Raw genomic sequence first — 25,816 nt, forward strand, 5'->3', positions numbered from 1 at the left:
AGCCCGAAACCCCTGGAGCGCCGCAGCGCGTAGGTTTCGAGCAGTTTCGGAAGTCGTTTTTCCGCCAACTACAAGTAGGAAAAACCTGTAGGCAGCGACGATTTGTCGCAGATCTTATTCTTTGTTGATTGAACGTTCAATCAAAACAAAATAGACTGGCCTTCAACCCGGTAGCCGTTCCACGTCCACCGGAAGGCCTAAGGAGATGTGCAAGATGCCCAAGGTCGGTATGCAACCCATCCGCCGCCAGCAATTGATCGAAGCCACTTTGCAGGCCGTCGATCAGGTCGGCATGGGGGACGCCAGCATTGCGCTGATCGCCCGTTTGGCCGGTGTCTCGAATGGCATCATCAGTCACTACTTTCAGGACAAGAACGGCCTGATTGCCGCCACCATGGGGTACCTGATGACCGTCCTGAGCGAGAGCGTCACCCTGCGCCGACAGGCGCTGACAGATGACAGCCCGCGGGCGCATCTGCAGGTGATCATCGAAGGCAACTTCGACGCCAGCCAGGTCAATGGTCCGGCAATGAAAACCTGGCTGGCCTTCTGGGCCACCAGCATGCACCAACCGTCTTTGCACAGGTTGCAGCGGATCAACGATCACCGTCTGTATTCCAACCTGTGCTGCCAGTTCCGCCGCGTGCTGCCGCTCAATGATGCGCGCAGTGCCGCCCGAGGCCTGGCAGCGTTGATCGACGGCTTGTGGTTGCGCGGCGCGCTGTCGGGAGATGCTTTCGACACCGGGCAGGCGCAACAGATCGCTTACGAATACATGGATACCCAACTGGCCAAGCGGGTGAGTTAGAGCACACATAAACGCTCAACCACCGAACGCGCCAGCCACTTAATGCTCTTGCGAGGACTTTATGGCCCGTTTCGAACTGCAAAAACTCTACATCGATGGCGCGTACAGCGACGCCAGCAGCGACGCCACTTTCGAAGCCATCAACCCGGCTAACGGTGAAGTCCTCGCAAAAGTGCAACGTGCGACCAAGGAAGACGTCGAACGCGCCGTCGTCAGCGCCGAAAAGGGCCAGAAGATCTGGGCCGCCATGACCGCCATGGAGCGTTCGCGCATCCTGCGTCGCGCCGTGGAAATCCTGCGCGAGCGCAACGACGAACTGGCCGCCCTGGAAACCCTGGACACCGGCAAGGCCTACTCCGAAACCCGCTACGTAGATATCGTTACCGGCGCCGACGTGCTGGAGTACTACGCAGGCCTGGTACCGGCCATCGAAGGCGAGCAGATTCCGCTGCGCACCACTTCGTTCGTCTACACCCGTCGCGAGCCGCTGGGCGTCGTGGCCGGTATCGGCGCGTGGAACTACCCGATCCAGATCGCCCTGTGGAAATCCGCACCAGCCCTGGCGGCCGGTAACGCGATGATCTTCAAGCCAAGCGAAGTCACCTCGCTGACCACCCTGAAACTGGCCGAGATCTACACCGAAGCCGGCGTGCCAAACGGTGTGTTCAACGTCCTGACCGGCAGCGGCCGTGAAGTCGGCACCTGGCTGACCGAACACCCGCGCATCGAAAAAGTCTCGTTCACCGGCGGCACCGACACCGGCAAGAAAGTCATGGCCAGCGCTTCGAGCTCTTCGCTCAAGGACGTGACCATGGAACTGGGCGGCAAGTCGCCGCTGATCATCTGCGACGACGCCGACCTCGACCGCGCCGCCGACACCGCGATGATGGCCAACTTCTACAGCTCTGGTCAGGTTTGCACCAACGGTACTCGCGTGTTCGTACCGGCCCACCTGAAAGCCGCTTTCGAAGCCAAGATCGCTGAGCGCGTTGCACGCATCCGCATCGGCAACCCGCAAGACGAAAACACCAACTTCGGTCCGCTGGTCAGCTTTGCGCATATGGAAAGCGTGCTGGGCTACATCGCCAAGGGCAAGGAAGAAGGTGCCCGCCTGCTGTGCGGCGGTGAGCGCCTGACCGACGGCGAGTTCGCCAAAGGTGCGTTCGTGGCTCCGACCGTGTTCACCGACTGCACCGACGACATGACCATCGTCCGTGAGGAAATCTTTGGCCCGGTGATGGCGATCCTCACCTACGAAACCGAAGAAGAAGTGATCCGTCGCGCCAACGACACCGACTTCGGCCTGGCCGCCGGTATCGTCACCAAGGACCTGAACCGCGCCCACCGCGTGATCCATCAACTGGAAGCCGGTATCTGCTGGATCAACGCCTGGGGCGAGTCCGACGCGAAGATGCCGGTTGGCGGCTACAAGCAGTCGGGTGTCGGCCGTGAGAACGGCATCAGCTCGCTGAACAACTTCACCCGCATCAAATCGGTACAGGTCGAGCTGGGCGATTACGTCTCGGTGTTCTAAGACTCTGATTCCGAGCGCTGAACCTGTGGCGAGGGGGCTTGCCCCCGTTGGGTCGCGAAGCGGCCCTGAGACCAGGTTCCGCGCTCTTTCAGACAGAACGCAATCGCAGGTTTTGCGACTGCTACGCAGCCGAGCGGGGGCAAGCCCCCTCGCCACAGGTTGTGCAGTGTCCCAGCGACCGCGACCTGACCAACTTCAAAGAGGGTGCATTCAATGTCCCAAGAATTCGACTACATCATCATCGGTGCCGGCTCGGCCGGTAACACCCTGGCGACCCGTCTGACCGAAGACCCAGGCGTCACCGTCCTGCTGCTCGAAGCGGGCGGCCCGGACTACCGTTTCGACTTCCGCACGCAAATGCCGGCCGCTTTGGCGTTCCCGCTGCAAGGCCGTCGCTACAACTGGGCCTACGAAACCGATCCTGAGCCACACATGGACGGTCGTCGCATGGAATGCGGGCGCGGCAAGGGCCTGGGCGGTTCCTCGCTGATCAACGGCATGTGCTACATCCGCGGCAACGCCATGGACTACGACGGCTGGGCGAAACTGCCAGGCCTTGAGGACTGGTCGTACCTCGACTGCCTGCCGTATTTCCGTAAAGCGGAAACCCGCGACATCGGCCCCAATGACTACCACGGTGGCGAAGGTCCGGTCAGCGTGACCACGCCGAAAGCCGGCAACAACCCGCTGTTCCACGCCATGGTTGAAGCCGGCGTGCAGGCCGGTTACCCGCGTACCGAAGACTTGAACGGCTACCAGCAGGAAGGCTTCGGCCCGATGGACCGCACCGTGACGCCCAAAGGTCGTCGTGCCTCCACTGCCCGTGGTTACCTGGACGTCGCCAAGAAGCGTTCGACCCTGACCATCGTCACCCACGCCCTGACTGACAAGATCCTCTTCGAAGGCAAGCGTGCGGTCGGCGTGCGTTACCTGGTCGGCGCCGCTGAAGAGCGCGTTGAGGTCAAGGCACGCAAGGAAGTGCTGCTGTGCTCCGGCGCCATCGCTTCGCCGCAGATCCTGCAACGCTCCGGCGTCGGCCCGGCCAAGCTGCTGAACAAGCTCGACATTCCGGTGGTCCACGACCTGCCGGGCGTCGGTGAAAACCTGCAGGATCACCTCGAGCTGTACCTGCAATACGCTTGCACCCAACCGGTCTCGCTGTACCCGTCGCTGCTCTGGTACAACCAGCCGGCCATCGGTGCCGAGTGGCTGTTCAACGGCACCGGCATCGGCGCCAGCAACCAGTTCGAAGCCGGCGGTTTCATCCGCACCCGTCCGGAATTCGAATGGCCGAACATCCAGTACCACTTCCTGCCGGTGGCGATTAACTACAACGGCAGCAACGGTGTGAAAGAGCACGGTTTCCAGGCGCACATGGGCTCCATGCGTTCGCCAAGCCGCGGGCGCATCCAGGCCAAGTCCAAGGACCCGCGCCAGCACCCGAGTATCCTGTTCAACTACATGGCCACCGAGCAGGACTGGCAGGAGTTCCGCGACGGCATCCGCCTGACCCGGGAAATCATGCAACAGCCGGCTCTGGACGCTTTCCGCGGTCGCGAGATCAGCCCGGGCATCGACGTGCAAAGCGACGAGCAACTGGACAAGTTCATCCGCGAACACGCGGAAACCGCGTTCCACCCGTCCTGCTCGTGCAAGATGGGCACCGACGAGATGGCCGTGGTCGATGGCGAAGGTCGCGTGCATGGCATGCAAGGCCTGCGCGTGGTCGATGCGTCGATCATGCCGATCATCACCACCGGCAACCTGAATGCACCGACGATCATGATGGCCGAGAAAATCGCCGACAAGATCCGTGGCCGCAAGCCGTTGCCGCGCAGTACCGCCACTTACTATGTGGCGGGTGAAGCGCCGGTGAAGGGCAAGCCGGTGCGGGAAGTGAGCCAGATCGCTTAACAACCGTTACACCGCGGTGCGGCCTTCGTCGGAACGCCGCCCGGAGCAAGCCCGCTCCCACACTTGATCTCCAGTGGACACAGATTTTGTGAACACCCGGGATTAAATGTGGGAGCGGGCTTGCTCGCGAAGGGGCCCTGTCAGCCACCATCCCTCCCAAAGTATCCACCGCTCTAGACCGCTCCATCCTTGATCCCTCCCCCCTTGCAGGCCTAATCTAGCGCCACGCAATCGTTTCACCCCTCCCCTCGCAACGCCGCTCCACCGCCACTCCATACCCAGGAGGTTCACGAATGTTCGATTTCTACCCCCAGCTCAAGCAGCGCTTCGCTGCCTTGCGCACGGGCGCTGAATTCTTTTCCCTGCGTTATGTGCGCGAATCCGGGCAGTACCTGTCGGTGCGCAAGAACATTGCCGAGCCGCCAAGCCTGAGCCGTGACGAAGGGGCGATGCTGACCGTACGGGTCAATGGCGTCGAAGCCTATGCGGCCACCAACGATCTGTCGCAACAAGGCCTGCAAGCCGCCCTCGAACGCGCCGAACTCCAGGCCCGTCGACTCAAGCCCCACGCCTTGCTGGACCTGCGCGAGCAGGCTGTTTCCAGCGACCGCGCCGATTACTTCTCACCCAACCTCGACCAGACCTTCCCGTCCCTGAGCGACTGCTTCCAACTGCTTGGCACCGAGTCGGCCGCCGTGCCCAAGGACGAGCGCCTGGTGAACTGGCAGGTCAGCCTCGGTATCACCCACGTTGAGCAGATCTACCTCAACAGCGCCGGTGCCGAACTGCGCCAGGCCCAACGCTTTGTGTACCCCGGCCTGGACGTCACGGCCTACGACGGCAACGACAGCCAGACCCGCAGCCTTGGCCGCGAGAACTTCGGCCAGCAAGGCGCGGCGGACGTCATCAGCCGCTGCGGCCTGATCGGTGCCGGTGCCCAGGTGGCCGATCAGGCCCTGCAATTGCTCCAGGCGCCAAACACCCCGCAAGGCAAGCGCGACCTGCTGCTGATGCCCGACCAGATGATGCTGCAAATCCACGAGTCCATCGGCCATCCGCTGGAGCTGGACCGCATCCTCGGCGACGAGCGCAATTACGCTGGCACCAGTTTCGTCAAAGCCAGTGATTTCGGCCGCCTGCAATACGGTTCCGGCCTGCTCAACGTGACCTTCGACCCGGACATCCCCGAAGAACTCGCCAGCTACGGCCATGACGACGACGGCACGCCCGCCAGCAAGCAGTTCCTGATCCGTGAAGGCCTGCTGCTGCGTCCGCTGGGCGGTGCTTTGTCGCAATTCCGTGCCGGCATGGACGGCGTCGCCAACAGCCGTGCCTGCGGCTGGAACCGCCCGCCGATCGACCGCATGGCCAACCTCAACATCGAGCCAGGCGATCAGTCCATCGAACAGCTGATCGGCGGTATCGAACACGGCGTGCTGATGTCGACCAACCGCTCATGGTCGATCGACGATGCGCGCAACAAATTCCAGTTCGGCTGCGAATGGGGCCAACTGATCGAAAGCGGCGAACTCAAGGGGGTGGTGAAGAATCCCAATTACAGGGGCATCTCCGCGCAGTTCTGGAAGAGCCTCAGCGCCGTCGGCGATGCCAGTACCTTCAAGGTCCTCGGCACACCGAACTGCGGCAAGGGTGAACCGAACCAGGTGATCCGCGTCGGTCACGCGTCACCGGCCTGCGTGTTCAGCAATGTCGATGTATTCGGAGGAGACGCCTGATGAATCCTTCAAACAGCCAGTCCGCATCGTTCAAGGCGCTGGTCAACAGCCTGCGTGGAGCCCTGCACGAGCCCGAGCAGTTCACCCTCAGCTACGCCGCCGAATCGTCGGCCTTCGTGCGTTTCAACCACGCCAGGGTGCGTCAGGCCGGCCAGGTGCAGCAGGCGAGCATCGGCCTGAAACTGATCAACGAAGGCCGCCATGCCGACCTGCACATCACCCTGGCCGGCGATCCGCAAGTGGATGCGCAGCGCCTGAGCGAAGGTCTGCAACAGTTGCGTGAAACCCTGCCGCTGCTGCCGCCGGACCCGTACCTGTTGCTCAACCACAACGGCTGGCAGAGCAACAACGTGCAGTCGCATCCGCTGCCGGACACCGAGCAGGTGGTCGCGCAAATAACCCAGGCTGCCGAAGGCCTGGATCTTGTCGGTTTCTACGCTGCCGGCCCGATCAGTCGTGGCTTTGCCAGCTCTTCGGGCGCCTTCGGCTGGCATCAGGCCAACAGTTTCAATTTTGACTTCAGCCTGTTCCACGAGAATGGCCAGGCCGTGAAAGCCAGCTACGCCGGGCACGACTGGAACAGGGAAGGCTTTTCCAGACGCTTCCAGCAAGCCCGCGAGCAGCTTGAGTTTCTGGGCCGGCCGCTGCGCACTGTGCCGCCCGGCCAGTACCGCGCTTACCTGGCACCGGCGGCGCTGGAAGAAATCATGGGCATGCTGTGCTGGGGTGGTTTCTCGGCACAGTCGATTGCCAGCAAAAGCAGCCCGCTGCAAAAGCTCTACGGTGGCGACAGCGCGTTCAGCCCGCTGGTCTCGCTGGATGAAAAAGTCAGCGGCTCGCTGAGCCCGGCGTTTTCCGATGAAGGTTATCCGCGCAGCGATCTAGGGTTGATCGTCGATGGCAAGGCCGGGGCACAACTGGTCAGCTCGCGCAGCGCCGCCGAATACGGCTTGACCGCCAATGGCGCCAGCGGCGGTGAATCACCGAGCGCGCTGAACATGAAAGCCGGGGCATTGCCTGACGCGGACATCCTCAAGCAATTGGGCACGGGGTTGTACATCAGCAACCTGTGGTACCTGAACTTCTCGGATCAACCGGCTGCACGCCTGACCGGTATGACCCGGTTTGCCACGTTCTGGGTCGAGAACGGCGAGATTCAGGCACCGGTCAGCACCATGCGCTTCGATGACAGCGCCTTCAGCCTGCTCGGTTCGCAGCTGGAAGCGTTGACCGAGGAGCGGGAGTTGTTGTTGTCGGCGAGTACCTACAGCCAACGGGCGACGGCTTCGGCGTTGTTGCCGGGGGCGTTGGTCAGCCGATTGACTCTGACCCTTTAAAAGCTTCGCGAGCAGGCTCGCTCCCACATGGACAGCACAATTCCTGTAGGAGCGAGCTTGCTCGCGAAGAATGAGAGGGCTGCGTATTTACTCAGACAGTACGCATCATCGTTCACGTCCATCGCGAGCAAGCTCGCTCCTACAGAAGAGGTCCCATGCCCAACCGCCCACCTCTCGACGCTGTAACAGCCCGCTGGATACCCTGGGTTGTCGCCATTGCCTTCTTCATGCAGTCCCTCGACGGGACGATTCTCAATACTGCCCTGCCGGCCATGGCCCGCGACCTGGCCGAAGACCCATTGCGCATGCAGGGTGTGATCATCGCCTACATGCTCACCGTCGCCTTGCTGATTCCCGCTTCTGGCTGGATTGCCGATCGCTTCGGCACCAGGAAAATCTTTTTCAGTGCGATTTTGCTGTTCAGCCTCGGCTCGCTGCTCTGCGCATTGTCGAGCAGCCTGAGCATGCTGATCGGCGCCCGGGTGATCCAGGGTCTGGGCGGCGCGTTGATGTTGCCGGTCGGGCGGCTGGTGGTGTTGCGCGCCTACCCGCGTTCAGAGCTGGTGCGGATCATGGGCTTCATCACCATTCCCGGGCTGCTCGGCCCCTTGATCGGCCCGACCATGGGCGGCTGGATGGTGCAATACCTGACCTGGCACTGGATCTTCCTGATCAACCTGCCGGTGGGGCTGGTCGGTTGCTACGCCGTGTGGAAATACATCCCGGACCTGCGTGGAACCGAACGCACGCGCTTCGATAGCCTGGGCTTCGTGCTGTTTGGCGCGGCGATGATTCTGATCACCATCGCCATGGAAGGCCTGGGCGAACTGCACCTGCCGCACCTGCGGGTGATGTTGCTGCTGTTCGGTGGCATGGCGTGCCTGGCGGCGTACTGGCTGCGCGCCGGTCATATCGAAAACCCGCTGTTCGCGCCGTCGCTGTTCAGGACCCGGACCTTTGCCGTGGGCATTCTCGGCAACCTGTTCGCCCGCCTCGGCAGCGGCGCCCTGCCCTTTCTGGTGCCGTTGCTGCTGCAAGTGGCGCTGGGCTATTCGCCGTCCCAGGCCGGGATGAGCATGCTGCCGCTGGCGGCAGCGGCGATGATCGCCAAGTGGATGGCGCGGCCGCTGATCGAGCGTTTGGGCTACCGCATCGTGCTCACCGGCAATACCCTGGCGCTGGGGATCATGCTGGCGAGCATGGGCCTGGTCAGCGAGCAGACGCCGTACTGGCTACTGCTGTGCCTGCTGGCGATCCTTGGCGCGATCAACTCCTTGCAGTTCACCGCGATGAACACCGTGACCCTGATCGACCTCGATGACGCCAGCGCCAGTAGCGGCAACAGCCTGCTGTCGGTGGTCGCGCAATTGTCCCTGAGCCTGGGGGTCGCGTGCGCGGGGGCATTGCTCGGCGGGTTCACGGCGGAGATCGGAAACGACGGCGTGCAGACCGTTCTGGGCGCGTTTCAACTGACGTTTGTGACTGTGGGAATCATGGCAATGTTGGCCGCGACGATCTTTTCCCAGCTTTCACGGAATGACGGACGGCGTGTTAAACGTCCGGAAGAGCACATAGAGCCTTAGGGCGAATGGCCATCGGACTGGTACACTGCGCGACATTTTGTTTTGCAGGCCAGTCCCGTGACCACCATCGCCACCGAATTTAATACTTTGCCGCTGTCCGCCGCCATGCTGGCTAACCTCGACTCCCTCGGTTATGCCCAGATGACGCCGATCCAGGCGCAAAGCTTGCCGGTGATCCTCAAGGGGATGGACCTGATCGCCCAGGCCAAGACCGGCAGCGGCAAGACCGCCGCGTTCGGCATCGGCCTGCTGAACCCGATCAATCCGCGCTACTTCGGTTGCCAGGCGCTGATCCTGTGCCCGACCCGCGAACTGGCTGACCAGGTCGCCAAGGAAATCCGTCGCCTGGCCCGTGCCGAAGACAACATCAAGGTCCTGACCCTGTGTGGCGGCGTGTCCCTCGGCCCGCAGATCGCTTCGCTGGAACACGGCGCGCACATCATCGTCGGCACCCCTGGACGCATCCAGCAGCACCTGCGCAAGGGTTCGCTGGTACTCCACGGCCTCAACACGCTGATTCTCGACGAAGCCGACCGTATGCTCGACATGGGCTTCTACGATTCCATCGAAGAAATCATCATGCAGGCCCCGGAACGTCGCCAGACCCTGCTGTTCTCCGCCACCTACCCGGTAGGCATCAAGCAGTTGGCCTCGAAGTTCATGCGCAACCCGCAGCAGGTGAAGGCCGAGGCGTTCCACGACGACACGCAGATCGAGCAGCGCTTCTACGAGATTTCCCCGGATGACCGCATGAGTGCGGTGACCAAGGTGCTTGGCCACTTCCGCCCGGCCTCCTGCGTGGCTTTCTGCTACACCAAGCAGCAGGTTCAGGAAACCGTCGACCACCTGACTACCAAAGGCATTTCCGCCGTCGGCCTGCACGGCGATCTGGAACAGCGTGACCGCGACCAGGTGCTGGCGATGTTCGCCAACCGCAGTACTTCGGTGCTGGTGGCGACCGACGTCGCTGCGCGCGGCCTCGATATCGATTCCCTGGACATGGTGATCAACGTCGAACTGGCCCGTGATTCGGAAATCCACATTCACCGCGTCGGCCGTACTGGCCGCGCCGGTGAGAAAGGCCTCGCCATCAGCCTGGTGGCGCCGTCCGAAGCGCAGCGCGCCCAGGCTATCGAGCAATTGCAGAAGACACCACTGACCTGGGACCAGGTGGACAACCTCACCTCCAAGGGCGGTGGCCCGCTGTTGCCGCAGATGAGCACCCTGTGCATCGCTGCCGGCCGCAAGGACAAGGTTCGTCCGGGCGACATTCTTGGCGCACTGACCGGTGACGCCGGCATCCCCGGTGCCCAGGTCGGCAAGATCGCGATTTTCGACTTCCAGGCCTATGTGGCCGTGGAGCGCGGCGTCGCCAAGCAGGCCTTGCAGCGCTTGAACGACGGCAAGATCAAGGGCCGTTCGTTGCGCGTGCGTATTTTGTAAGCGATCTTCCAACCAAAGAAGATCCCCTGTGGGAGCGAGCCTGCTCGCGATAGCGGACTGTCAAACAACATCTATGTTGAATGTGCAGCCCCATCGCGAGCAGGCTCGCTCCCACAGTTTGTTTTGTGGTGATACATCAAGAGGACACCGTTTTGCGCTCTACCGAAGTCGTGATCATTGGCGCTGGCGCCGCAGGGTTGATGTGTGCACTGACCGCCGCCGGGCGTGGGCGCAAAGTGTTGTTGCTCGACCATGCCAACAAGGCTGGCAAGAAAATCCTGATGTCGGGCGGTGGCCGCTGCAACTTCACCAACATGTACACAGAACCGAGCAATTTCCTCTCGCAGAATGCACACTTCTGCAAATCCGCCCTGGCTCGTTACACCCAGTGGGATTTCATCGGCATGGTGGCCAAGCACGGCGTGCCATACCACGAGAAAAAACTCGGCCAGCTGTTCTGCGATAACAAATCCAGCGACATCCTGGAAATGCTGCTCAACGAGTGCGATCAGGTCGGCGTCAGCCTGCACCTGGACACCTCGATCCAGACCATCGAGAAGCTTGAGAAAGGCTATTTGCTGGACACGACGCTCGACCAGATAACATGCGAATCCCTGGTGATCGCCACCGGCGGCCTGTCGATCCCGACCTTGGGCGCCACCGGTTTCGGTTACCAGGTAGCCAAACAGTTCGGCCACGAACTGCTGCCAACCCGCGCCGGCCTGGTGCCGTTCACCATCACCGATCAGCTCAAGACCTTGTGCACTGAGCTGTCCGGTACATCGGTGGATTGCCTGGTGAGCTGCAACGACCAGAGCTTCCGCGAGAACATCCTGTTCACCCACCGTGGCCTCAGCGGCCCGGCGATTTTGCAGATCTCGTCATTCTGGGAATCCGGCGATACCGTCGAGATCAACCTGCTGCCGGATCACGACGTACCGGAATGGCTACAACAGCAACAGGCCGAACGTCCCAACAGCGAGCTGAAAACCTTGCTCGGTGAAATCTTCACCAAGAAGATGGCCAACCTGCTGGCGGACAACTGGTTCGTCTCCAAACCGATGAAGCAGTACACCCACGCGGAACTGGCCGATGTCGCGGAAAAACTGGCGAGCTGGAAAGTCGTGCCCGCCGGCACCGAAGGCTATCGCACCGCCGAGGTGACCCTGGGCGGCGTCAACACCAATGAAGTGTCGTCCAAGACCATGGAATCGCTGAAAAGCCCGGGGCTGTACTTCATTGGTGAAGTGCTGGACGTGACCGGACATCTGGGCGGGTTCAATTTCCAGTGGGCGTGGGCTTCCGGTTACGCCGCCGCGCAGTACGTCTGACTCACCCCAAAACCTGTAGGAGCGAGCCTGCTCGCGATAGCGGTTCGACAGTCGACATAAATGTTGAATGTACCGGCCTCATCGCGAGCAGGCTCGCTCCTACATTGAATACGTGTGGTATCAAGGAACAGATTTTGCTGTCTGATGTGATCGACGCCATTGCGTCGGCGTCATTAGTGGCTCAATTTAGCGTCATTGCCTCGGAAGGCCTTCGCATTTCATGTCATCGACTTCGTTCCGCCAGTCTCTGCGTCGCCTTTGGGCGCTGGATAAATTCAGCTACAGCGTGCGGGTATTCATTGCCCTGACCGGCACCATGGCGCTGTGTTGGTATCAGGATGAAATGGGCCTGCTGATCCCGTTGTTCCTGGGGATTATCGCCAGTGCCCTGGCCGAGACCGACGACAGCTGGCAGGGCCGTATCAACGCGCTGGCCGTGACGCTGGTGTGTTTCGCGGTTGCCGCCCTGTCTGTCGAACTGCTCTTCCCCTACCCCTCGCTGTTTATCATCGCCTTCGCCCTGGCTGCGTTCTGCCTGACCATGCTCGGCGCCCTCGGCGAGCGCTATGGCGCGATTGCCTCGGCAACGTTGATCCTTTCGGTCTACACCATGATTGGCGTGGACCAGCGTGGCGGCGCGGTCACCGATGTCTGGCACGAGCCATTGCTGCTGGTGGCCGGTGCTGCCTGGTACGGCTTGCTGTCGGTGTTGTGGCAGGCGCTGTTTTCCAATCAGCCGGTGCAGCAGAGCCTGGCGCGGTTGTTCCGCGAACTGGGCTTTTACCTGAAGCTCAAATCCTCGCTTTTCGAGCCGATCCGGCAGATGGACGTGGAGGCACGGCGCCTGGAATTGGCCCAGCAGAACGGCCGGGTGGTGGCGGCACTGAACGCCGCCAAGGAGATCATCCTGCACCGGGTCGGCAATGGTCGCCCGGGGTCGAAAGTCAGCCGCTACCTCAAGCTGTACTTCCTCGCCCAGGACATCCACGAGCGCGCCAGTTCTTCGCACTACCCGTATAACGCCCTGGCCGACGCCTTCTTCCACAGCGACGTGCTGTTCCGCTGCCAACGCCTGTTGCGTCAGCAAGGCAAGGCCTGCCGGGCCCTGGCCGAATCGATCCAGATGCGCCAGCCGTTCACCTATGACGCCAGTTTCGCCGAGGCCCTGAGCGACCTCGATGCCTCTCTCGAACACCTGCGCATCCAGAGCAATCCGGCCTGGCGCGGCTTGCTGCGTTCACTGCGGGCACTGGCGGCCAACCTCGGTACTCTCGACCGCTTGCTCAGCGACGCCAGCAACCCCGACGCCCTGGCCGACGCCACCGACAGCAGCTTGCTCGACCGTTCGCCGCGCAGCCTCAAGGACGTGTGGCTGCGCTTGCGCACGCAGCTGACGCCGACCTCGCTGCTGTTCCGCCATGCCCTGCGATTGCCCCTGGCCTTGAGCATCGGCTACGCCATGGTGCATTTGATTCACCCGTCCCAAGGCTACTGGATCATCCTCACTACGCTGTTCGTCTGCCAACCGAACTACGGCGCCACCCGCCGCAAACTTGGCCAGCGGATCATCGGCACCGCCATCGGCCTGACCCTGGCCTGGGCGCTGTTCGACCTGTTCCCGAACCCGCTGATCCAGTCGTGTTTCGCCATTGCCGCCGGGGTGGTGTTCTTTACCAACCGCACCACCCGCTACACCCTGGCGACGGCGGCAATCACCTTGATGATACTGTTCTGCTTCAACCAGGTGGGCGACGGTTACGGGCTGTTCCTGCCACGGCTGCTCGATACCTTGCTCGGCAGCCTGATTGCCGGGCTGGCGGTGTTCCTGTTCCTGCCGGACTGGCAAGGCCGACGCCTGAACAAAGTGCTGGCCAACACCCTGTCCTGCAACAGCATTTACTTGCGCCAGATCATGCAGCAATACGCTGCGGGCAAAAGCGACGACCTGGCTTACCGCCTGGCCCGCCGCAACGCGCACAACGCCGACGCGGCGCTGTCGACCACGCTGGCCAACATGCTGATGGAGCCGGGGCATTTCCGGAAGGAGGCGGACGTGGGCTTCCGCTTCCTGGTGCTGTCACACACGCTGCTCAGTTACCTGTCGGGCCTCGGCGCGCACAGGGAAACCCAACTGCCGGCGGACGTGCGCGAGCATTTGATCGATGGGGCCGGGGTGAAACTGGCCGCCAGCATCGACGAGATCGCCCAAGGGCTGGCGAGCAAGTCTTCGATCGAGATTCAGAGCGATGAAGAAGAAGCACTGGCCAATGACCTGGAACAGATGCCTGATGAAATCGATGAGGGGCAGCGGTTGGTGCAGACGCAACTGGCGTTGATCTGCCGGCAGTTGGGGCCGTTGCGGACGTTGGCGGCGCATCTCATCAAGGACACCAGTGAGGATTGAGATCTGTGGTGTCTGAGCGGGCCTCATCGCGAGCCTGCTCGCGATGAGGCCCGCTCAGACACCACAGAAACTGGCTCCACCCACTCACATCCCGTGCTGTTTGATCAACTTGTCATAACTCCCGTCCGCCTTCATCGCCGCGATCTCGCGGTCGAAACCGGCAACGATCTGTTCATGCTCAGGATTCTTCAGGCTGACCATAATATGCAGGCTGTTCTCGCTTAATGGCTTGGGCAGGAACTCCACGGCGTTTCGCACCTTGGGTGACTCACGGGCCAGGTAGTAGCGGGCGACGAACTCATCTTCCAGCGTCAGTTTGACCCGGTCGGCCGCGAGCATGCGCACCGCCATGGCGAAACTGTGCACAGGGATTTTCTGCAACGAGTCGTCGTTGTCGAACGCGGGCGAATAGGCGTAACCACGCACGATGGCAATCGGATAAGTGTGCAATTGCTGCAGGTTATTGAATTCGATGGGCGCGTCTTTGCGCTTGAGAAAGCGCACGCGATTGAGCAGGTACTCGCCGGAAAACTGGCCAAGCCTGGTCCGCTCCTCGGTGTACCAGGCGTTGACCAGCACGTCGTATCGGCCCTCGCCCAATCCCATCAAGGCCCGTGCCCAGGGCACCTGCTCGAACTCACTGGCATAGCCGGCCCTGGCGAGCGCAGTACTGACAATGTCCGTGGCCAAACCACCGTTGACGAGCGTGGCGTCGGTAAAGGGCGGCCAGGCATCAGCGACCAACCGCAGTTTTTCTGCCGCCGCTTCCTGAACCAGCAACAGCAACCCAATCAAGGCAAAAGCTCGATGCAATCGCGGCATGCCAGAAAATCCTTAGCGGGCGGGTTGCCCGACGTGTTTCAGCCAAAACCCCAGGCCCCGTACCGGCAAGACCCGGGTACTCAACATTAGCTCATCGACGCCACAGCACAGCGCTTCGATCCAGATTACACAAAGAAGACATCTGCGCGAGAAATGAATGATGGCATTTTGGCCTTTGTCACAGATTCTTCCACCATAAAGACTTCTGGCGTGAGTGCGCTTAGTATCGGAACGACGTTTTCAGGGAATCAAAACATGACAGTCGATTGGATCTGCAAACACCACAGCGACCTGGGCAAGGAGCAGCTGTACGCCATTTTGCAGTTGCGTGCACAAGTGTTCGTCGTCGAGCAGCAATGCGCTTATCAAGACGTGGATGGCCAGGACCTGGAAGGTGACACTTGTCACTTGATGGCCTGGGACGGCAATCAACTGGTGGCCTATCTGCGGCTGCTCGACCCGGAACTGCAAGGCGGGGACGTAGTGATCGGTCGGGTGATCATTGCTCCACACGCACGAGGCGCCGGGCTTGGACATGAGTTGATGGACCAGGCGTTGAAGCAGATTGAAGAACGCTGGCCGGAAACGCCGATCTACCTCTCGGCCCAGACGCATTTGCAGGGGTATTACGGGCGGTACGGGTTTGTCGTGACGGGCGAGGAGTTTTTCGAGGATGGCATTCCACACATCGGGATGCGTCGTTCCTGAAGCCCCTTTCGCGAGCAGGCTCGCTCCCACACTGGATTGCGTTCACAACCAAAATCAACCGTGGGAGCGAGCCTGCTCGCGAAGGTGTCAGTTCAGTCACCACTGGCGTCAGGGATACTCCAGCACCGCCTTGATCTGTCGCAGATTACGCTCGATCCACCCGCGATCAATCGCCCCCCACTCTCGAATCCGATAGCGCCCCGCATGGTTGCGCGCACCCTCTTCCTGCTCGAACTCACACACGATATCCAGATCCGCCAACGCCGCGATGGTGTCCTGCGCCGTACGCCGGGGCATGCCGGTGACCTCGGTCAGCGCCGGGACACTGCTGGCCAACCCGCTGTCGATCAGGTACGCCACGTACAACCGACGATAGAAGCTGCTCTTGGTCTTGCTCACGTCCATCCACACACTCCTTGTTGCGATTCTCGGCGGCGATAGCTACTGCATGTCCCGCCACGTCAGGTACACCCGCACATCAAACTCCACCTGGTGATAACCCGGCAGCATGTGTTCGCACAATTTGTAGAAGGCCTTGTTGTGGTCCGATTCCTTGAAGTGCGCCAGCTCATGCACCACGATCATTTTCAGGAACTCGCAAGGTGCTTCCTTGAACAGCGAAGCGATGCGGATTTCCTTCTTGGACTTTAGTTTGCCGCCCTGCACCCGGGAAATCGTGGTGTGCAGGCCAAGGGCACGGTGGGTCAGGTCCAAGCGGTTGTCGAACAGCACCTTGTCGATGGCCGGGGCATTACGCAGGTATTCCTGCTTGAGGTCCAGAGCATAGGTGTACAGCGCCTTGTCGCTCTGCACCCCGTGCTTTTGCGGGTAACGCTGGCTCAGGTAATCGCCCAGCCGACCGTCGGCGATCAGCTGGCGCACCTGATCCTGCAAGGTGGCGGGATAGGCCTGGAGATATTTCAACACTGTCATCGGGGTGGCAATACAGGTCACTAAAAGGTCGCAAGTGTAGCGAATTCAGCGGGCCAGCGCGCTCCAGTCAAACGGCTGGACAAAGACCCCAGTGTCTTCGGCCATTATCGGCCGGGCCACCAGAAAACCTTGCACATATTCACAGCCATTGGCTTGCAGCCACTCAAACTGCGCGACGGTTTCCACCCCTTCGGCAATCACCAGCATCCCGAACTGTTTGCACAGGTCGATCACACTGCGCACCAGCGCCGCATCCCGTACCGACTCCGGCAACCGGGCGATCAAATGGCGGTCGAGCTTGAGGGTATCCAGCTCCAGGTCGCGCAAGTGCGACAGGGAGCAGGGTCCGGCCCCGAAGTCATCCAATGCCACTCGTACGCCCAGATTGTGCAGCAGGCGCAATTGCTTGCGGGTTTCTTCGGGGTTGAGCATCAAGGCCTCTTCCGTGACCTCGACTTCCAGATAACGCGGTTGCAAGTCATGGCGCTCCAGCACCTGGCGCAACTCGGTGACCAGGTTGGGCATGCCGAACTGCGTACTGCTCAAGCTGACGCCGAGTACCAGGTCCTCGGTAAACAGAGACCCCCAGGCTTTGCGTTGCCCGATGCCGCGATGGTAGATCCAGCTGCCCAGGCGACTGATCAGCCGCGCCTCCTCCAGCAATGGCAAAAACAGCCCCGGGGGGACATCGCCAACACTCGGATGCTGCCAGCGCAACAAGGCCTCGAAGCCACGAGTCCGCCCATCGGCAATCGCAACCTGAGGCTGATACACCAGATTGAAATCCCGGTTCTCGATGGCCCTGCGCACACTTTCTTCCAGCATCAGCCGCGAGCGCGCCCGGCCGTTCATTTCGTGATCGTAGAAGCGATATTGCTGGCGACCGGCGCGCTTGGCTTCGTACATGGCGATGTCGGCCGCCCGCAGCATCCCGTCGAGATTGGCGCCACAATCAGGGAACGTGGCGATGCCAATGCTGGCACCCAGGGCGATATCGAAGCCGTCGATCTGCTGACAGATCGACACTCGCTCGATGAGCTTCTCGGCAATCTTCGCCGCCTGCTCGGGGAACTCCAGATCCAGCAGCACAGTGAATTCGTCGCCGCCCATCCGCGCCAGAATGTCGAAGGGCCGCAGGCAAGCCTTCAACTGTTCGCAGACCCAGCGCAGCACCCGATCACCGGCATCGTGCCCGAGCGAATCATTGACTCGCTTGAAGCCGTCGAGGTCCAGGTACATCAAGACCCAGGAACTGTCGGAACGCTCACCGCGCAACAGCAGGTTCTCTACGGTCTGGTAGAGCCCCCGGCGGTTGAGCAATCCGGTCAGTGGATCGGTGACCGCCTGAGACTCCAGTTGCTGATGCAGATGGCGCACCACCGACATGTCCAGCACAGTCACTACCATCGCCTGTTGCTCGGCGGGCAATGGCGCGCAGGACAAGGCCACCGGCACCTGCTGGCCGGGCGCCGTTCGTAGCAGGGCATCGTGCAGGCGCAGGGTTTCGCCGCGTTTGTATCCGGCCAGCAACTCGGAATCGGCCCAGATCGGGATATGCGGTTTTTGCAGGTAGTCCACAAACTCCTTGCCTTGCAGTTCCTGCACCGCGGCATTGAGCAACCGTGACATTGCCGGATTGGCAAAACGAATCAGACCGTCCTCCCCCAATACCAGAATGCCTTCGGCTGCGTTATCCAGCACTGACGCATTAAAGGCACGAGCGGCTTCCAGATCATGACTCAGGCGCTGCAAGGCTCGGCGATTACGCTGGTATTCGAGCAACGCCTGGACCTTGGGCGTGAAGATCTGCGGGTCGAACGGCTTGAACAGGTAATCCACCGCACCACTGGCATAACCCTTGATCACGGCGTCCCGGGACTGTTCGTTGGCGGCCAGGAAAATGATCGGCGTGAGACGGGTCCGCTGGCTATCGCGCATCAGGCGCGCCACTTCATAGCCGTCCATGCCCGGCATCTGCACATCCAGCAGCACCAGGTCGATGTCGTGTTCAAGTAACAAGCCGAGGGCCTCGAATCCCGAGGCGGCAGTAATGACCCGCCAGCCCTGGCGCTGCAACAACGCGCGCATGCTGATCAGGTTTTCAGGGTAATCGTCGACGACTAAAAGGGTTGAGCCGCCGTCTACTGGCGTGGGTTGCGCGCATTCCATGCTGCCTCTCTAATTGCGGGGTGTCAGGCCGGCTTCTCGTGAAAACCGGACAAATACGGTGCCATCACTCTAGACCCGGTTCTGCAAAAGCAGAAGGTGTCAGTAAGCCATCATATAATCATTGTGTCTTTTTACCGACTAACGGTCGATGGTTCAGTTCCATGAAAACCGGGAAGATGGCATTTCGACAGGATGTTGACGTCAACCACCCGTCAGACGAGCGTTAACAAAATATCCCGCTACGCTTATAAAGGCCGCCCCAAAGGGGCGATCTAGAGCTTCTGGCACACCCCTTCAGCATGAATCGAGTGGAAGAACCGACATGATCGATCTCGCAAGCTGGAACCTCAGCGTTCCCGTTGGCAACCCGCCGTACACCGTCGAAACCGCCAAACTGGTGGATGGCTTCAAGGATCAATACTTCCACTCCGACACCGGCACATTGTTTTTCTGGGCGCCCGTGACCGGTTCCCGTACCGAAAACGCGATTTACCCACGCACCGAATTGCGTGAAACCTACAGCAACGGCACGTTGAAAAACTGGTACTACCCCGACGCTGACAACTCCCTGCATGCGACCCTTTCGGTCAGCCAGGTACCCAGCTCGGGAAAGATCGTCATTGGCCAGATCCACGCCTATAACAGCCAGAAGCCCATGGTGAAGGTCGAGTATCAATACAAAACCTACAGCTCGACCGGCAACATCGTCGCCAAAGTCCGCATGCACCCCGACGACACCCCCCGAGTCATCACCATCGCCACCGACGTGAAACTCAATCAGGAATTCTCCTACCTCATCCACCTCAGCCCCGGCGGTGCATTGGGCATCAGTGCGGCGGGCTATCAGTGGAATACCGATATCAGCGCGATGTGGCGTGATAAGCCGCTGTACTTCAAGGCCGGCGTCTATGTGCAGGACAACACGGGGTACACAAGCGAAGGCGGGGAAGTGACGTTCAGCAAGCTGGATATTGATCACAATCAATAGCCCGAACCCTTTGTGGCGAGGGAGCTTGCTCCCGCTGGGCCGGTCCGCGTTCGGGCGAAGCAGCCCCAACGCCGAAGGCGAGAGCTTCGCTCTCGAACGGGAGCAAGCTCCCTCGCCACAAAAGCCCGCGTCATATATTTCTCTCGCCCACAAAAAACCCGCCTCTCCAGGCTGTGTGAAAACGCACTGATGGTGGTTCTGGCAAACGCCCCGACATGTTCGGGGCGTTTGCTTTTGTACGGACAGCAGACGAAAAAGGCGTTTCAGCCCATCAACGCCATCAGCTGACGTGCGCCGAGCACGTTGATCGCTCTTTTCAGGTTGTAGGCGTTCACCGCCAAGGCCATCTCGGCTCTCGTGCCTTCTAGTTGTCGCAGCAGGAAGCGAGCGTTGCCAAACAACCACTGCTTTAGGTTTCCGAAGGGATGCTCCACGATGGATCTTCGGCTGACCATCATTTCGGGGTGTGCTTGCATTCGCCGTTCCATTCGCTCGAAAGCCTCTTCGTGCACGTGGCGTGAAATGTATCGGCGTTGGGCGTCGGTGCATTGCGCTCTTAACGGACAGCTTAGGCAGTCACTGACCGCCGCCTGGTAGATACGCCCCTTATTGCTGATCTGTTTAAAAGTCAGCCATTTACCGGTGGGACATTGATAGCGATCCTGCGACGCATCGTAGGTAAATATCGTTCGGTCGAAGAACGCCTGTTCCTTGCCGCAGGAGTTGTTCGACCGAGCCGGCGGTACATAAGCCGTTATGTTTTCATCCTCACAAGCCTGGAACTGCTTGCCATTTGAATAGCCCATATCAGCAGTGACAGTCAGTTCATCTTGCTGCAATTGCTCTTTGGCGGCCTTGGCCATCGGTTCAAGCTGCTTGCGATCATCGCTGTCCTGAGTCACTTCATGATGCAGAATCAGGCAATGCTCGGCATCCACGGCTGTCTGCACGTTGTACCCGACCCGCGGCCCTTTATGCGTGCGCATCATTCGCGCATCGCTTTCGTGGGTATTGAATTGCTCGAGCGCCATTGATTTCATCAGCGCTTGGCACGTCAGGTTTTTGGAATGCCTAATTTCAAGTTGCGCTAAAGCCGTCTTGATCGCGCTACGGTCAACCTTCTCGTCGGCTTCGGTTTTATCCGCTTCATCCAGATCGGCCAGGTACTGGGCAATGCGTTTCTCCAGCTTCTGCTCCTGGTGTTTGAGCCGTTGCAAACTCGTATGGCGCCGCGAGGAAGCAACCGCCTGGAACTTGCTGCCATCAATCGCCACCAAATCACCCGCGATCAAACCCACCGTGCGGCAAAACCGGACGAAGGCCCGGCACGTCGCGATAAAAGCGGGTTTGTTGTCTTTACGGAAGTCGGCGATGGTCTTGAAGTCGGGCTTGAGGCGGTTGATCAGCCACATCACTTCGATGTTGCGCTGGCACTCGGCTTCAAGACGCCGTGATGAACGAATCCGCTGGAAATAACCGTAGAGGTAGAGTTTTAGCTGATCGGCAGGATCATAAGAGGGGCGCCCTGTGCTTTTGGGCAGCGCCTTATCAAAGCCCAGTTGCACCAGATCCAGTTTGGTGACGTACAGGTCAATGACTCGAACGAGGTGATCCTCGGGGATCAACTCTTCCAGCGAGACCGGAAACAGACTGGTCTGACTGCGGGACTGTCCTTGGATGTAGGCCATAACGAAAAATGCTCCGTATCTTTCGACGCGGAGCATTTTCTTTGAACGCTAGGCAGATTGCCAGGTTTTCACACAGTCTGTCTCGGCGGGTTTTTCATCAAGGCAGTTTAACGCTCAGGCTTAGTTGACCTTGGCGTTCAACTCACCTTTCAGGTAACGCTGATACATGCCTTCCAGCGAGATCGCCTTGATCTTCGAAGCGTTGCCGGCAGTGCCGAAGGCTTCGTAGCGAGCGATACACACATCGCGCATGGCGGTGACTGTGGCGCCGAAGAATTTACGTGGGTCGAACTCGCTCGGGTTGGTAGCCATCAGGCGACGCATTGCGCCAGTGGATGCCAGGCGCAGGTCGGTGTCGATGTTGACCTTGCGCACGCCGTGCTTGATGCCTTCGACAATTTCTTCAACCGGTACGCCGTAGGTTTCCTTGATGTCGCCGCCGTACTGGTTGATGATCGCCAGCCACTCTTGCGGAACCGAAGACGAACCGTGCATCACCAGGTGAGTGTTCGGAATGCGCTTGTGGATCTCTTTGATGCGGTCGATGGCCAGCACGTCGCCGGTAGGCGGCTTGGTGAACTTGTACGCGCCGTGGCTGGTGCCGATGGCGATGGCCAGGGCATCAACCTGAGTGCGTTTTACGAAGTCGGCGGCCTCTTCCGGGTCGGTCAGCATCTGGCTGTGATCCAGAACGCCTTCGGCACCGATGCCGTCTTCTTCACCGGCCATGCCGGTTTCCAGCGAACCCAGGCAGCCCAGCTCGCCTTCTACCGAAACGCCGCAGGCGTGAGCCATGGCCACGGTCTGTTGGGTAACACGCACGTTGTAGTCGTAGTCGGTCGGGGTCTTGCCGTCTTCGCCCAGGGAACCGTCCATCATCACCGAGCTGAAACCCAGTTGAATGGAGCGCTGGCAGACGTCAGGGCTGGTGCCGTGGTCCTGGTGCATGCACACCGGGATGTGCGGGAATTCTTCGATGGCTGCCAGGATCAGGTGACGCAGGAACGGTGCACCGGCGTATTTGCGAGCACCGGCCGAAGCCTGGACGATCACCGGGGAGTCAGTCTTGTCAGCGGCTTCCATGATGGCGCGCATCTGCTCAAGGTTGTTGACGTTGAAGGCTGGAACGCCGTAGCCGAACTCGGCTGCGTGGTCCAGCATCTGGCGCATGCTGATAAGTGCCATTGTGTATATCTCTCCCGGTTGAGGGTCGTTAATCGTGCCAGCCTGCCGTAGCGGCGGCGGCTATTCAAGTTTTTGCAGATCGGGGGTTGGCCCGGGCTGCGGATTCGGTGCTGCATCAGTTCTAAACGCCGGCCCCCCTGTAGGAGCGAGCTTGCTCCGGGCGGCGATCCGACGATGGTGGCCCAGACAACGCGGGCATTCAGGTCCCCAGCGTTATCGTTAACGACCATCGCGAGCATGCTCGCTCCTACAGGTGACAACCACGGCCAATCAAATCATTGGTGGCGACCCAGTAAACCAGGCCTTCCTCACCTTTTATGTGAAACGCCAGCATGTCATTGCTGTACAGCGAACCTGATGCACCCGGTTCCTGCTTCAAGCGGTAGACCTGATCGGCACCGCCCAGGCGCACGTCGACTTCCTTGCGGCTAACGTCGGTGTAGCGCCACAGCACTTTGGCCTGGCTGTCGCAGGTCCAGGTGGTCCAGTTATCCACAGGCGCGGACGACTGGAACAGGTTCAACTGAGCACAACCCGCCAACAACGCCAATGCCGCAACTGCGATAAAACCTTTCATCCGTGCCCCTCGACTGACGGCGCACGCCGCCAGCCCTGAGTAATGAATCAGACCCGTCAAGGGCAGCCATGTTCCTTGGCGGGTGCCTGGGTCTCGTATTTGTCCAGGCCTTCCGGCCCGGAACGCTTGTTGAGCACCGGGTTGGTTTCCGCCTGCCAGTCAGCCTGGTAGCAGCCTTTGTCCGACTCGGACGGCGCAGGTTCCGGCGTGGCTTTCGGGTTACTCCCGCAAGCCACCAGTGAACCCGCGACGATCAACAGCGCTAACGTCTTGACCATTTCAACACTCCCTTGCCTGGTCAAACGGGCGACCCTCAGGCCTTGGCCCGGCTTTCCAGAACTTCAACGGCTGGCAGCACTTTGCCTTCGACAAATTCGAGGAACGCGCCACCGCCGGTAGAAATGTAGGAGATCTGCTCGGCAACGCCATATTTGTCGATGGCCGCCAGGGTGTCGCCGCCGCCAGCGATAGAGAACGCCGCGCTGTCCGCGATGGCCTGGGCCAGCACTTTGGTACCGTTACCGAACTGATCGAATTCGAACACGCCGACCGGACCGTTCCACAGGATGGTTTGCGACGACTTCAGCAGCTCGGCGAAATTCGCCGCGGTCTGCGGGCCGATGTCCAGGATCATGTCGTCGGCAGCGACGTCAGCGATCAGCTTGACAGTCGCAGCAGCACTTTCCGCGAACTCCTTGGCAACCACCACGTCCACTGGCAGCGGTACGCTGACTTTGGCGGCGATGGCGCGAGCGGTGTCCAACAGATCTGGCTCGTACAGGGATTTACCGACCGGGTGACCGGCAGCGGCCAGGAAGGTGTTGGCAATGCCGCCGCCGACGATCAACTGGTTGCAGATCTGGCTCAGGCTGTTCAGCACGTCGAGTTTGGTCGACACCTTGGAGCCGGCGACGATGGCCGCCATTGGCTGGGCCGGAGCGCCCAGGGCTTTGCCCAGTGCGTCCAGCTCAGCGGCCAGCAGCGGGCCGGCAGCAGCGATTTTGGCGAACTTGGCCACGCCGTGGGTCGAACCCTCGGCACGGTGAGCGGTGCCGAAGGCGTCCATCACGAACACGTCGCACAGGGCGGCGTATTGCCGGGCCAGTTCGTCGGCGTTCTTTTTCTCGCCTTTGTTGAAGCGCACGTTTTCGAACAGCACGATGTCGCCCGCTTTCACGTCAACACCGCCCAGGTAATCGGCCACCAGCGGCACTTCACGACCCAGAGCACGGCTCAGGTAGTCGGCAACTGGCTTGAGGCTGTTCTCGGCCGAGAACTCGCCTTCGGTCGGACGGCCAAGGTGCGAGCAGACCATCACGGCCGCGCCTTTTTCCAGGGCCAGCTTGATGGTCGGCAGCGAGGCCAGGATACGCGCATCGCTGGTGACAACACCGTCCTTGACTGGGACGTTGAGGTCTTCGCGGATCAATACGCGCTTACCTTGCAGATCGAGGTCGGACATCTTCAACACGGTCATGGGTCGCACTTCCTACGGTTTTTTTGAAATTGCTGTTTGCAGATAGTGTTCTGCAACGTCCAGCATTCGGTTGGCAAAACCCCATTCGTTGTCGAACCAGGCCAGGATGTTCACCAGCCGAGGGCCGGAAACGCGGGTCTGACTGGCATCGACGATCGCCGAATGTGGGTCATGGTTGAAATCACAGCTTGCGTGGGGTAGCTCGGTGTAGGCCAGCAGGCCTTTGAGCGGGCCGCAGGTGGCGGCTTCGCGCAGAATCCGGTTGACCTCGGTGGCGTCGGTCGCGGTGGCGGTCTGCATCGTGATATCGAGGCAGGACACGTTGACTGTCGGCACCCGCACGGCTTTGGCCTGAATTCGGCCGGCAAGTTCCGGCAGCAGGCGCTCGATACCACGCGCCAGACCGGTGGACACCGGAATCACCGACTGGAACGCCGAACGGGTGCGGCGCAGGTCTTCGTGGTGATAGGCATCGATGACCGGCTGATCGTTCATCGCCGAGTGAATGGTGGTGATCGACACGTAATCCAGACCAATGGCCTGATTCAACAGGCGCAACAGCGGCACGCCGCAGTTGGTGGTGCAGGACGCGTTGGACACCAGCAACTCATCACCGGTCAGGCAATCCTGGTTCACGCCATAGACGATGGTCGCGTCGACGTCCGTCTCGCTGGCCATCGGCTGGGAAAACAGCACACGCGGGGCGCCGGCGTCGAGGAACCGCTGGCCATCTTCGCGAGTGTGATAAGCGCCGGAGCACTCCAGCACCAGATCGACGCCCAGGGACGCCCAATCGATGCCTTCGGGGGTGGCACTGCGCAGGACCTTCACGCAGTCGCCATTGATATGCAGACAATCGCCGTCGACTTTCACTTCGCCGGGGAACCGGCCATGGGTGGAGTCGAAGCGTGTCAGGTATTCGATGCTGGCCATGTCCGCCAGATCGTTGATCGCGACAATCTCGAACCCGGCCTTGTCGCCTCGCTCGAACAACGCACGCAAGACGCAACGACCAATCCGGCCGTAGCCGTTGAGTGCAACTTTGTAGGGACGCGGTTGAGGCATGGGGTTCTCGATAGACGCAGGCAAACGAATTCTCGTTAACAACACGGTCTCTTGTAGGAGCGAGCTTGCTCGCGATGGACTTCAGAACAACGCGTTTATCCAGACAGCCAGCGT

At 60.6% G+C, this 25,816-nt stretch carries 21 protein-coding genes; 11 read left to right on the forward strand and 10 right to left on the reverse strand.

All coding sequences use genetic code 11. The annotated features are described in order from the left end of the window. Positions 1-214: 214 nt before the first annotated feature. From betI to yccS, 9 genes are all read left to right on the forward strand, one after another. Positions 215-808, forward strand: coding sequence for a transcriptional regulator BetI (betI, locus tag AC3ITY_RS30510; RefSeq protein ID WP_489306584.1), 594 nt, complete (start codon positions 215-217; stop codon positions 806-808). A gap of 61 nt (positions 809-869) precedes the next feature. After that, positions 870-2,342 (forward strand): betaine-aldehyde dehydrogenase, encoded by a 1,473-nt coding sequence (gene betB, locus AC3ITY_RS30515; RefSeq protein WP_489306585.1) that lies wholly within the window; start codon positions 870-872, stop codon positions 2,340-2,342. Positions 2,343-2,555: 213 nt separating this feature from the next. Further along, positions 2,556-4,256 carry a choline dehydrogenase gene (betA, locus tag AC3ITY_RS30520; RefSeq protein ID WP_489306587.1) on the forward strand — a complete coding sequence of 567 codons (1,701 nt, stop codon included), beginning with the start codon at positions 2,556-2,558 and terminating at the stop codon, positions 4,254-4,256. A gap of 293 nt (positions 4,257-4,549) precedes the next feature. Then, entirely contained in the window at positions 4,550-5,992 is a 1,443-nt protein-coding gene (locus tag AC3ITY_RS30525; RefSeq protein ID WP_489306589.1) for a TldD/PmbA family protein, read from the forward strand. Beyond that, positions 5,992-7,329 carry a TldD/PmbA family protein gene (locus AC3ITY_RS30530; RefSeq protein ID WP_489306590.1) on the forward strand — a complete coding sequence of 446 codons (1,338 nt, stop codon included), beginning with the start codon at positions 5,992-5,994 and terminating at the stop codon, positions 7,327-7,329. Before AC3ITY_RS30525 ends, AC3ITY_RS30530 begins: the two co-directional genes overlap by 1 nt. A 155-nt stretch (positions 7,330-7,484) precedes the next feature. Next, positions 7,485-8,912, forward strand: a complete 1,428-nt coding sequence (gene mdtD, locus AC3ITY_RS30535) for a multidrug transporter subunit MdtD (RefSeq protein WP_489306591.1) — start codon at positions 7,485-7,487, stop codon at positions 8,910-8,912. Between the two features lie 105 nt (positions 8,913-9,017). Beyond that, on the forward strand, positions 9,018-10,355 hold the full coding sequence (gene dbpA / locus AC3ITY_RS30540) for an ATP-dependent RNA helicase DbpA (protein ID WP_263287191.1): 1,338 nt from the start codon (positions 9,018-9,020) through the stop codon (positions 10,353-10,355). Positions 10,356-10,507: 152 nt separating this feature from the next. Beyond that, entirely contained in the window at positions 10,508-11,686 is a 1,179-nt protein-coding gene (locus AC3ITY_RS30545) for a BaiN/RdsA family NAD(P)/FAD-dependent oxidoreductase (protein WP_489306592.1), read from the forward strand. A gap of 220 nt (positions 11,687-11,906) precedes the next feature. Next, positions 11,907-14,090 carry a YccS family putative transporter gene (yccS, locus tag AC3ITY_RS30550; protein ID WP_489306593.1) on the forward strand — a complete coding sequence of 728 codons (2,184 nt, stop codon included), beginning with the start codon at positions 11,907-11,909 and terminating at the stop codon, positions 14,088-14,090. A gap of 84 nt (positions 14,091-14,174) precedes the next feature. Here the strand turns inward: yccS and AC3ITY_RS30555 are convergent, their stop codons facing one another. After that, the gene (locus AC3ITY_RS30555) at positions 14,175-14,912 is read right to left on the reverse strand and encodes a substrate-binding periplasmic protein (RefSeq protein WP_489306594.1); all 738 of its coding nucleotides are present in this window, start codon (positions 14,910-14,912) and stop codon (positions 14,175-14,177) included. A gap of 255 nt (positions 14,913-15,167) precedes the next feature. On the opposite strand from AC3ITY_RS30555, the gene AC3ITY_RS30560 reads away from it, so the two are divergent. Beyond that, the gene (locus AC3ITY_RS30560; RefSeq protein ID WP_489306595.1) at positions 15,168-15,620 is read left to right on the forward strand and encodes a GNAT family N-acetyltransferase; all 453 of its coding nucleotides are present in this window, start codon (positions 15,168-15,170) and stop codon (positions 15,618-15,620) included. 108 nt (positions 15,621-15,728) lie between these two features. Here the strand turns inward: AC3ITY_RS30560 and AC3ITY_RS30565 are convergent, their stop codons facing one another. Genes AC3ITY_RS30565 through AC3ITY_RS30575 form a run of 3 tightly spaced genes read right to left on the reverse strand, consistent with a single transcriptional unit; the run spans position 15,729 to position 18,722 of the window. Further along, complete coding sequence (locus AC3ITY_RS30565; RefSeq protein WP_007894945.1) at positions 15,729-16,025, reverse strand: winged helix-turn-helix domain-containing protein; 297 nt, start codon at positions 16,023-16,025, stop codon at positions 15,729-15,731. A gap of 36 nt (positions 16,026-16,061) precedes the next feature. Continuing rightward, positions 16,062-16,553, reverse strand: coding sequence for a YgjP-like metallopeptidase domain-containing protein (locus AC3ITY_RS30570; RefSeq protein WP_223445447.1), 492 nt, complete (start codon positions 16,551-16,553; stop codon positions 16,062-16,064). Between the two features lie 45 nt (positions 16,554-16,598). After that, complete coding sequence (locus AC3ITY_RS30575; RefSeq protein ID WP_489306596.1) at positions 16,599-18,722, reverse strand: putative bifunctional diguanylate cyclase/phosphodiesterase; 2,124 nt, start codon at positions 18,720-18,722, stop codon at positions 16,599-16,601. A 322-nt stretch (positions 18,723-19,044) separates the two neighbouring features. On the opposite strand from AC3ITY_RS30575, the gene AC3ITY_RS30580 reads away from it, so the two are divergent. Next, positions 19,045-19,710, forward strand: a complete 666-nt coding sequence (locus AC3ITY_RS30580) for a polysaccharide lyase family 7 protein (protein ID WP_489306597.1) — start codon at positions 19,045-19,047, stop codon at positions 19,708-19,710. Between the two features lie 263 nt (positions 19,711-19,973). Here the strand turns inward: AC3ITY_RS30580 and AC3ITY_RS30585 are convergent, their stop codons facing one another. The 6 genes from AC3ITY_RS30585 to epd all read right to left on the reverse strand — a co-directional run bounded on the left by AC3ITY_RS30585 (position 19,974) and on the right by epd (position 25,702). Continuing rightward, positions 19,974-21,398, reverse strand: coding sequence for an IS1182 family transposase (locus AC3ITY_RS30585; RefSeq protein ID WP_489306598.1), 1,425 nt, complete (start codon positions 21,396-21,398; stop codon positions 19,974-19,976). 120 nt (positions 21,399-21,518) lie between these two features. Further along, on the reverse strand, positions 21,519-22,583 hold the full coding sequence (fba, locus tag AC3ITY_RS30590; protein ID WP_007981624.1) for a class II fructose-bisphosphate aldolase: 1,065 nt from the start codon (positions 22,581-22,583) through the stop codon (positions 21,519-21,521). A gap of 247 nt (positions 22,584-22,830) precedes the next feature. Then, on the reverse strand, positions 22,831-23,160 hold the full coding sequence (locus tag AC3ITY_RS30595; RefSeq protein WP_489306599.1) for an MliC family protein: 330 nt from the start codon (positions 23,158-23,160) through the stop codon (positions 22,831-22,833). 56 nt (positions 23,161-23,216) lie between these two features. Further along, the gene (locus AC3ITY_RS30600; protein ID WP_056726539.1) at positions 23,217-23,438 is read right to left on the reverse strand and encodes a hypothetical protein; all 222 of its coding nucleotides are present in this window, start codon (positions 23,436-23,438) and stop codon (positions 23,217-23,219) included. A 35-nt stretch (positions 23,439-23,473) separates the two neighbouring features. Next, on the reverse strand, positions 23,474-24,637 hold the full coding sequence (locus tag AC3ITY_RS30605) for a phosphoglycerate kinase (protein ID WP_489306601.1): 1,164 nt from the start codon (positions 24,635-24,637) through the stop codon (positions 23,474-23,476). Between the two features lie 12 nt (positions 24,638-24,649). Beyond that, entirely contained in the window at positions 24,650-25,702 is a 1,053-nt protein-coding gene (epd, locus tag AC3ITY_RS30610) for an erythrose-4-phosphate dehydrogenase (RefSeq protein ID WP_489306602.1), read from the reverse strand. Between the last annotated feature and the right edge of the window lie 114 nt (positions 25,703-25,816).

It is taken from the genome of Pseudomonas sp. GL_091 (assembly GCF_057837725.1).

Excerpts from the sequence above, each read along its gene's own strand:
- betI (WP_489306584.1), top strand. The coding sequence starts at position 215 with ATGCCCAAGGTCGGTATGCAACCCATCCGCCGCCAGCAATTGATCGAA.
- betB (WP_489306585.1), top strand. The coding sequence starts at position 870 with ATGGCCCGTTTCGAACTGCAAAAACTCTACATCGATGGCGCGTACAGC.
- betA (WP_489306587.1), top strand. The coding sequence starts at position 2,556 with ATGTCCCAAGAATTCGACTACATCATCATCGGTGCCGGCTCGGCCGGT.
- AC3ITY_RS30525 (WP_489306589.1), top strand. The coding sequence starts at position 4,550 with ATGTTCGATTTCTACCCCCAGCTCAAGCAGCGCTTCGCTGCCTTGCGC.
- AC3ITY_RS30530 (WP_489306590.1), top strand. The coding sequence starts at position 5,992 with ATGAATCCTTCAAACAGCCAGTCCGCATCGTTCAAGGCGCTGGTCAAC.
- mdtD (WP_489306591.1), top strand. The coding sequence starts at position 7,485 with ATGCCCAACCGCCCACCTCTCGACGCTGTAACAGCCCGCTGGATACCC.
- dbpA (WP_263287191.1), top strand. The coding sequence starts at position 9,018 with ATGCTGGCTAACCTCGACTCCCTCGGTTATGCCCAGATGACGCCGATC.
- yccS (WP_489306593.1), top strand. The coding sequence starts at position 11,907 with ATGTCATCGACTTCGTTCCGCCAGTCTCTGCGTCGCCTTTGGGCGCTG.
- AC3ITY_RS30555 (WP_489306594.1), bottom strand. The coding sequence starts at position 14,912 with ATGCCGCGATTGCATCGAGCTTTTGCCTTGATTGGGTTGCTGTTGCTG.
- AC3ITY_RS30560 (WP_489306595.1), top strand. The coding sequence starts at position 15,168 with ATGACAGTCGATTGGATCTGCAAACACCACAGCGACCTGGGCAAGGAG.
- AC3ITY_RS30565 (WP_007894945.1), bottom strand. The coding sequence starts at position 16,025 with ATGGACGTGAGCAAGACCAAGAGCAGCTTCTATCGTCGGTTGTACGTG.
- AC3ITY_RS30570 (WP_223445447.1), bottom strand. The coding sequence starts at position 16,553 with ATGACAGTGTTGAAATATCTCCAGGCCTATCCCGCCACCTTGCAGGAT.
- AC3ITY_RS30575 (WP_489306596.1), bottom strand. The coding sequence starts at position 18,722 with ATGGAATGCGCGCAACCCACGCCAGTAGACGGCGGCTCAACCCTTTTA.
- AC3ITY_RS30580 (WP_489306597.1), top strand. The coding sequence starts at position 19,045 with ATGATCGATCTCGCAAGCTGGAACCTCAGCGTTCCCGTTGGCAACCCG.
- AC3ITY_RS30585 (WP_489306598.1), bottom strand. The coding sequence starts at position 21,398 with ATGGCCTACATCCAAGGACAGTCCCGCAGTCAGACCAGTCTGTTTCCG.
- fba (WP_007981624.1), bottom strand. The coding sequence starts at position 22,583 with ATGGCACTTATCAGCATGCGCCAGATGCTGGACCACGCAGCCGAGTTC.
- AC3ITY_RS30595 (WP_489306599.1), bottom strand. The coding sequence starts at position 23,160 with ATGAAAGGTTTTATCGCAGTTGCGGCATTGGCGTTGTTGGCGGGTTGT.
- AC3ITY_RS30600 (WP_056726539.1), bottom strand. The coding sequence starts at position 23,438 with ATGGTCAAGACGTTAGCGCTGTTGATCGTCGCGGGTTCACTGGTGGCT.
- AC3ITY_RS30605 (WP_489306601.1), bottom strand. The coding sequence starts at position 24,637 with ATGACCGTGTTGAAGATGTCCGACCTCGATCTGCAAGGTAAGCGCGTA.
- epd (WP_489306602.1), bottom strand. The coding sequence starts at position 25,702 with ATGCCTCAACCGCGTCCCTACAAAGTTGCACTCAACGGCTACGGCCGG.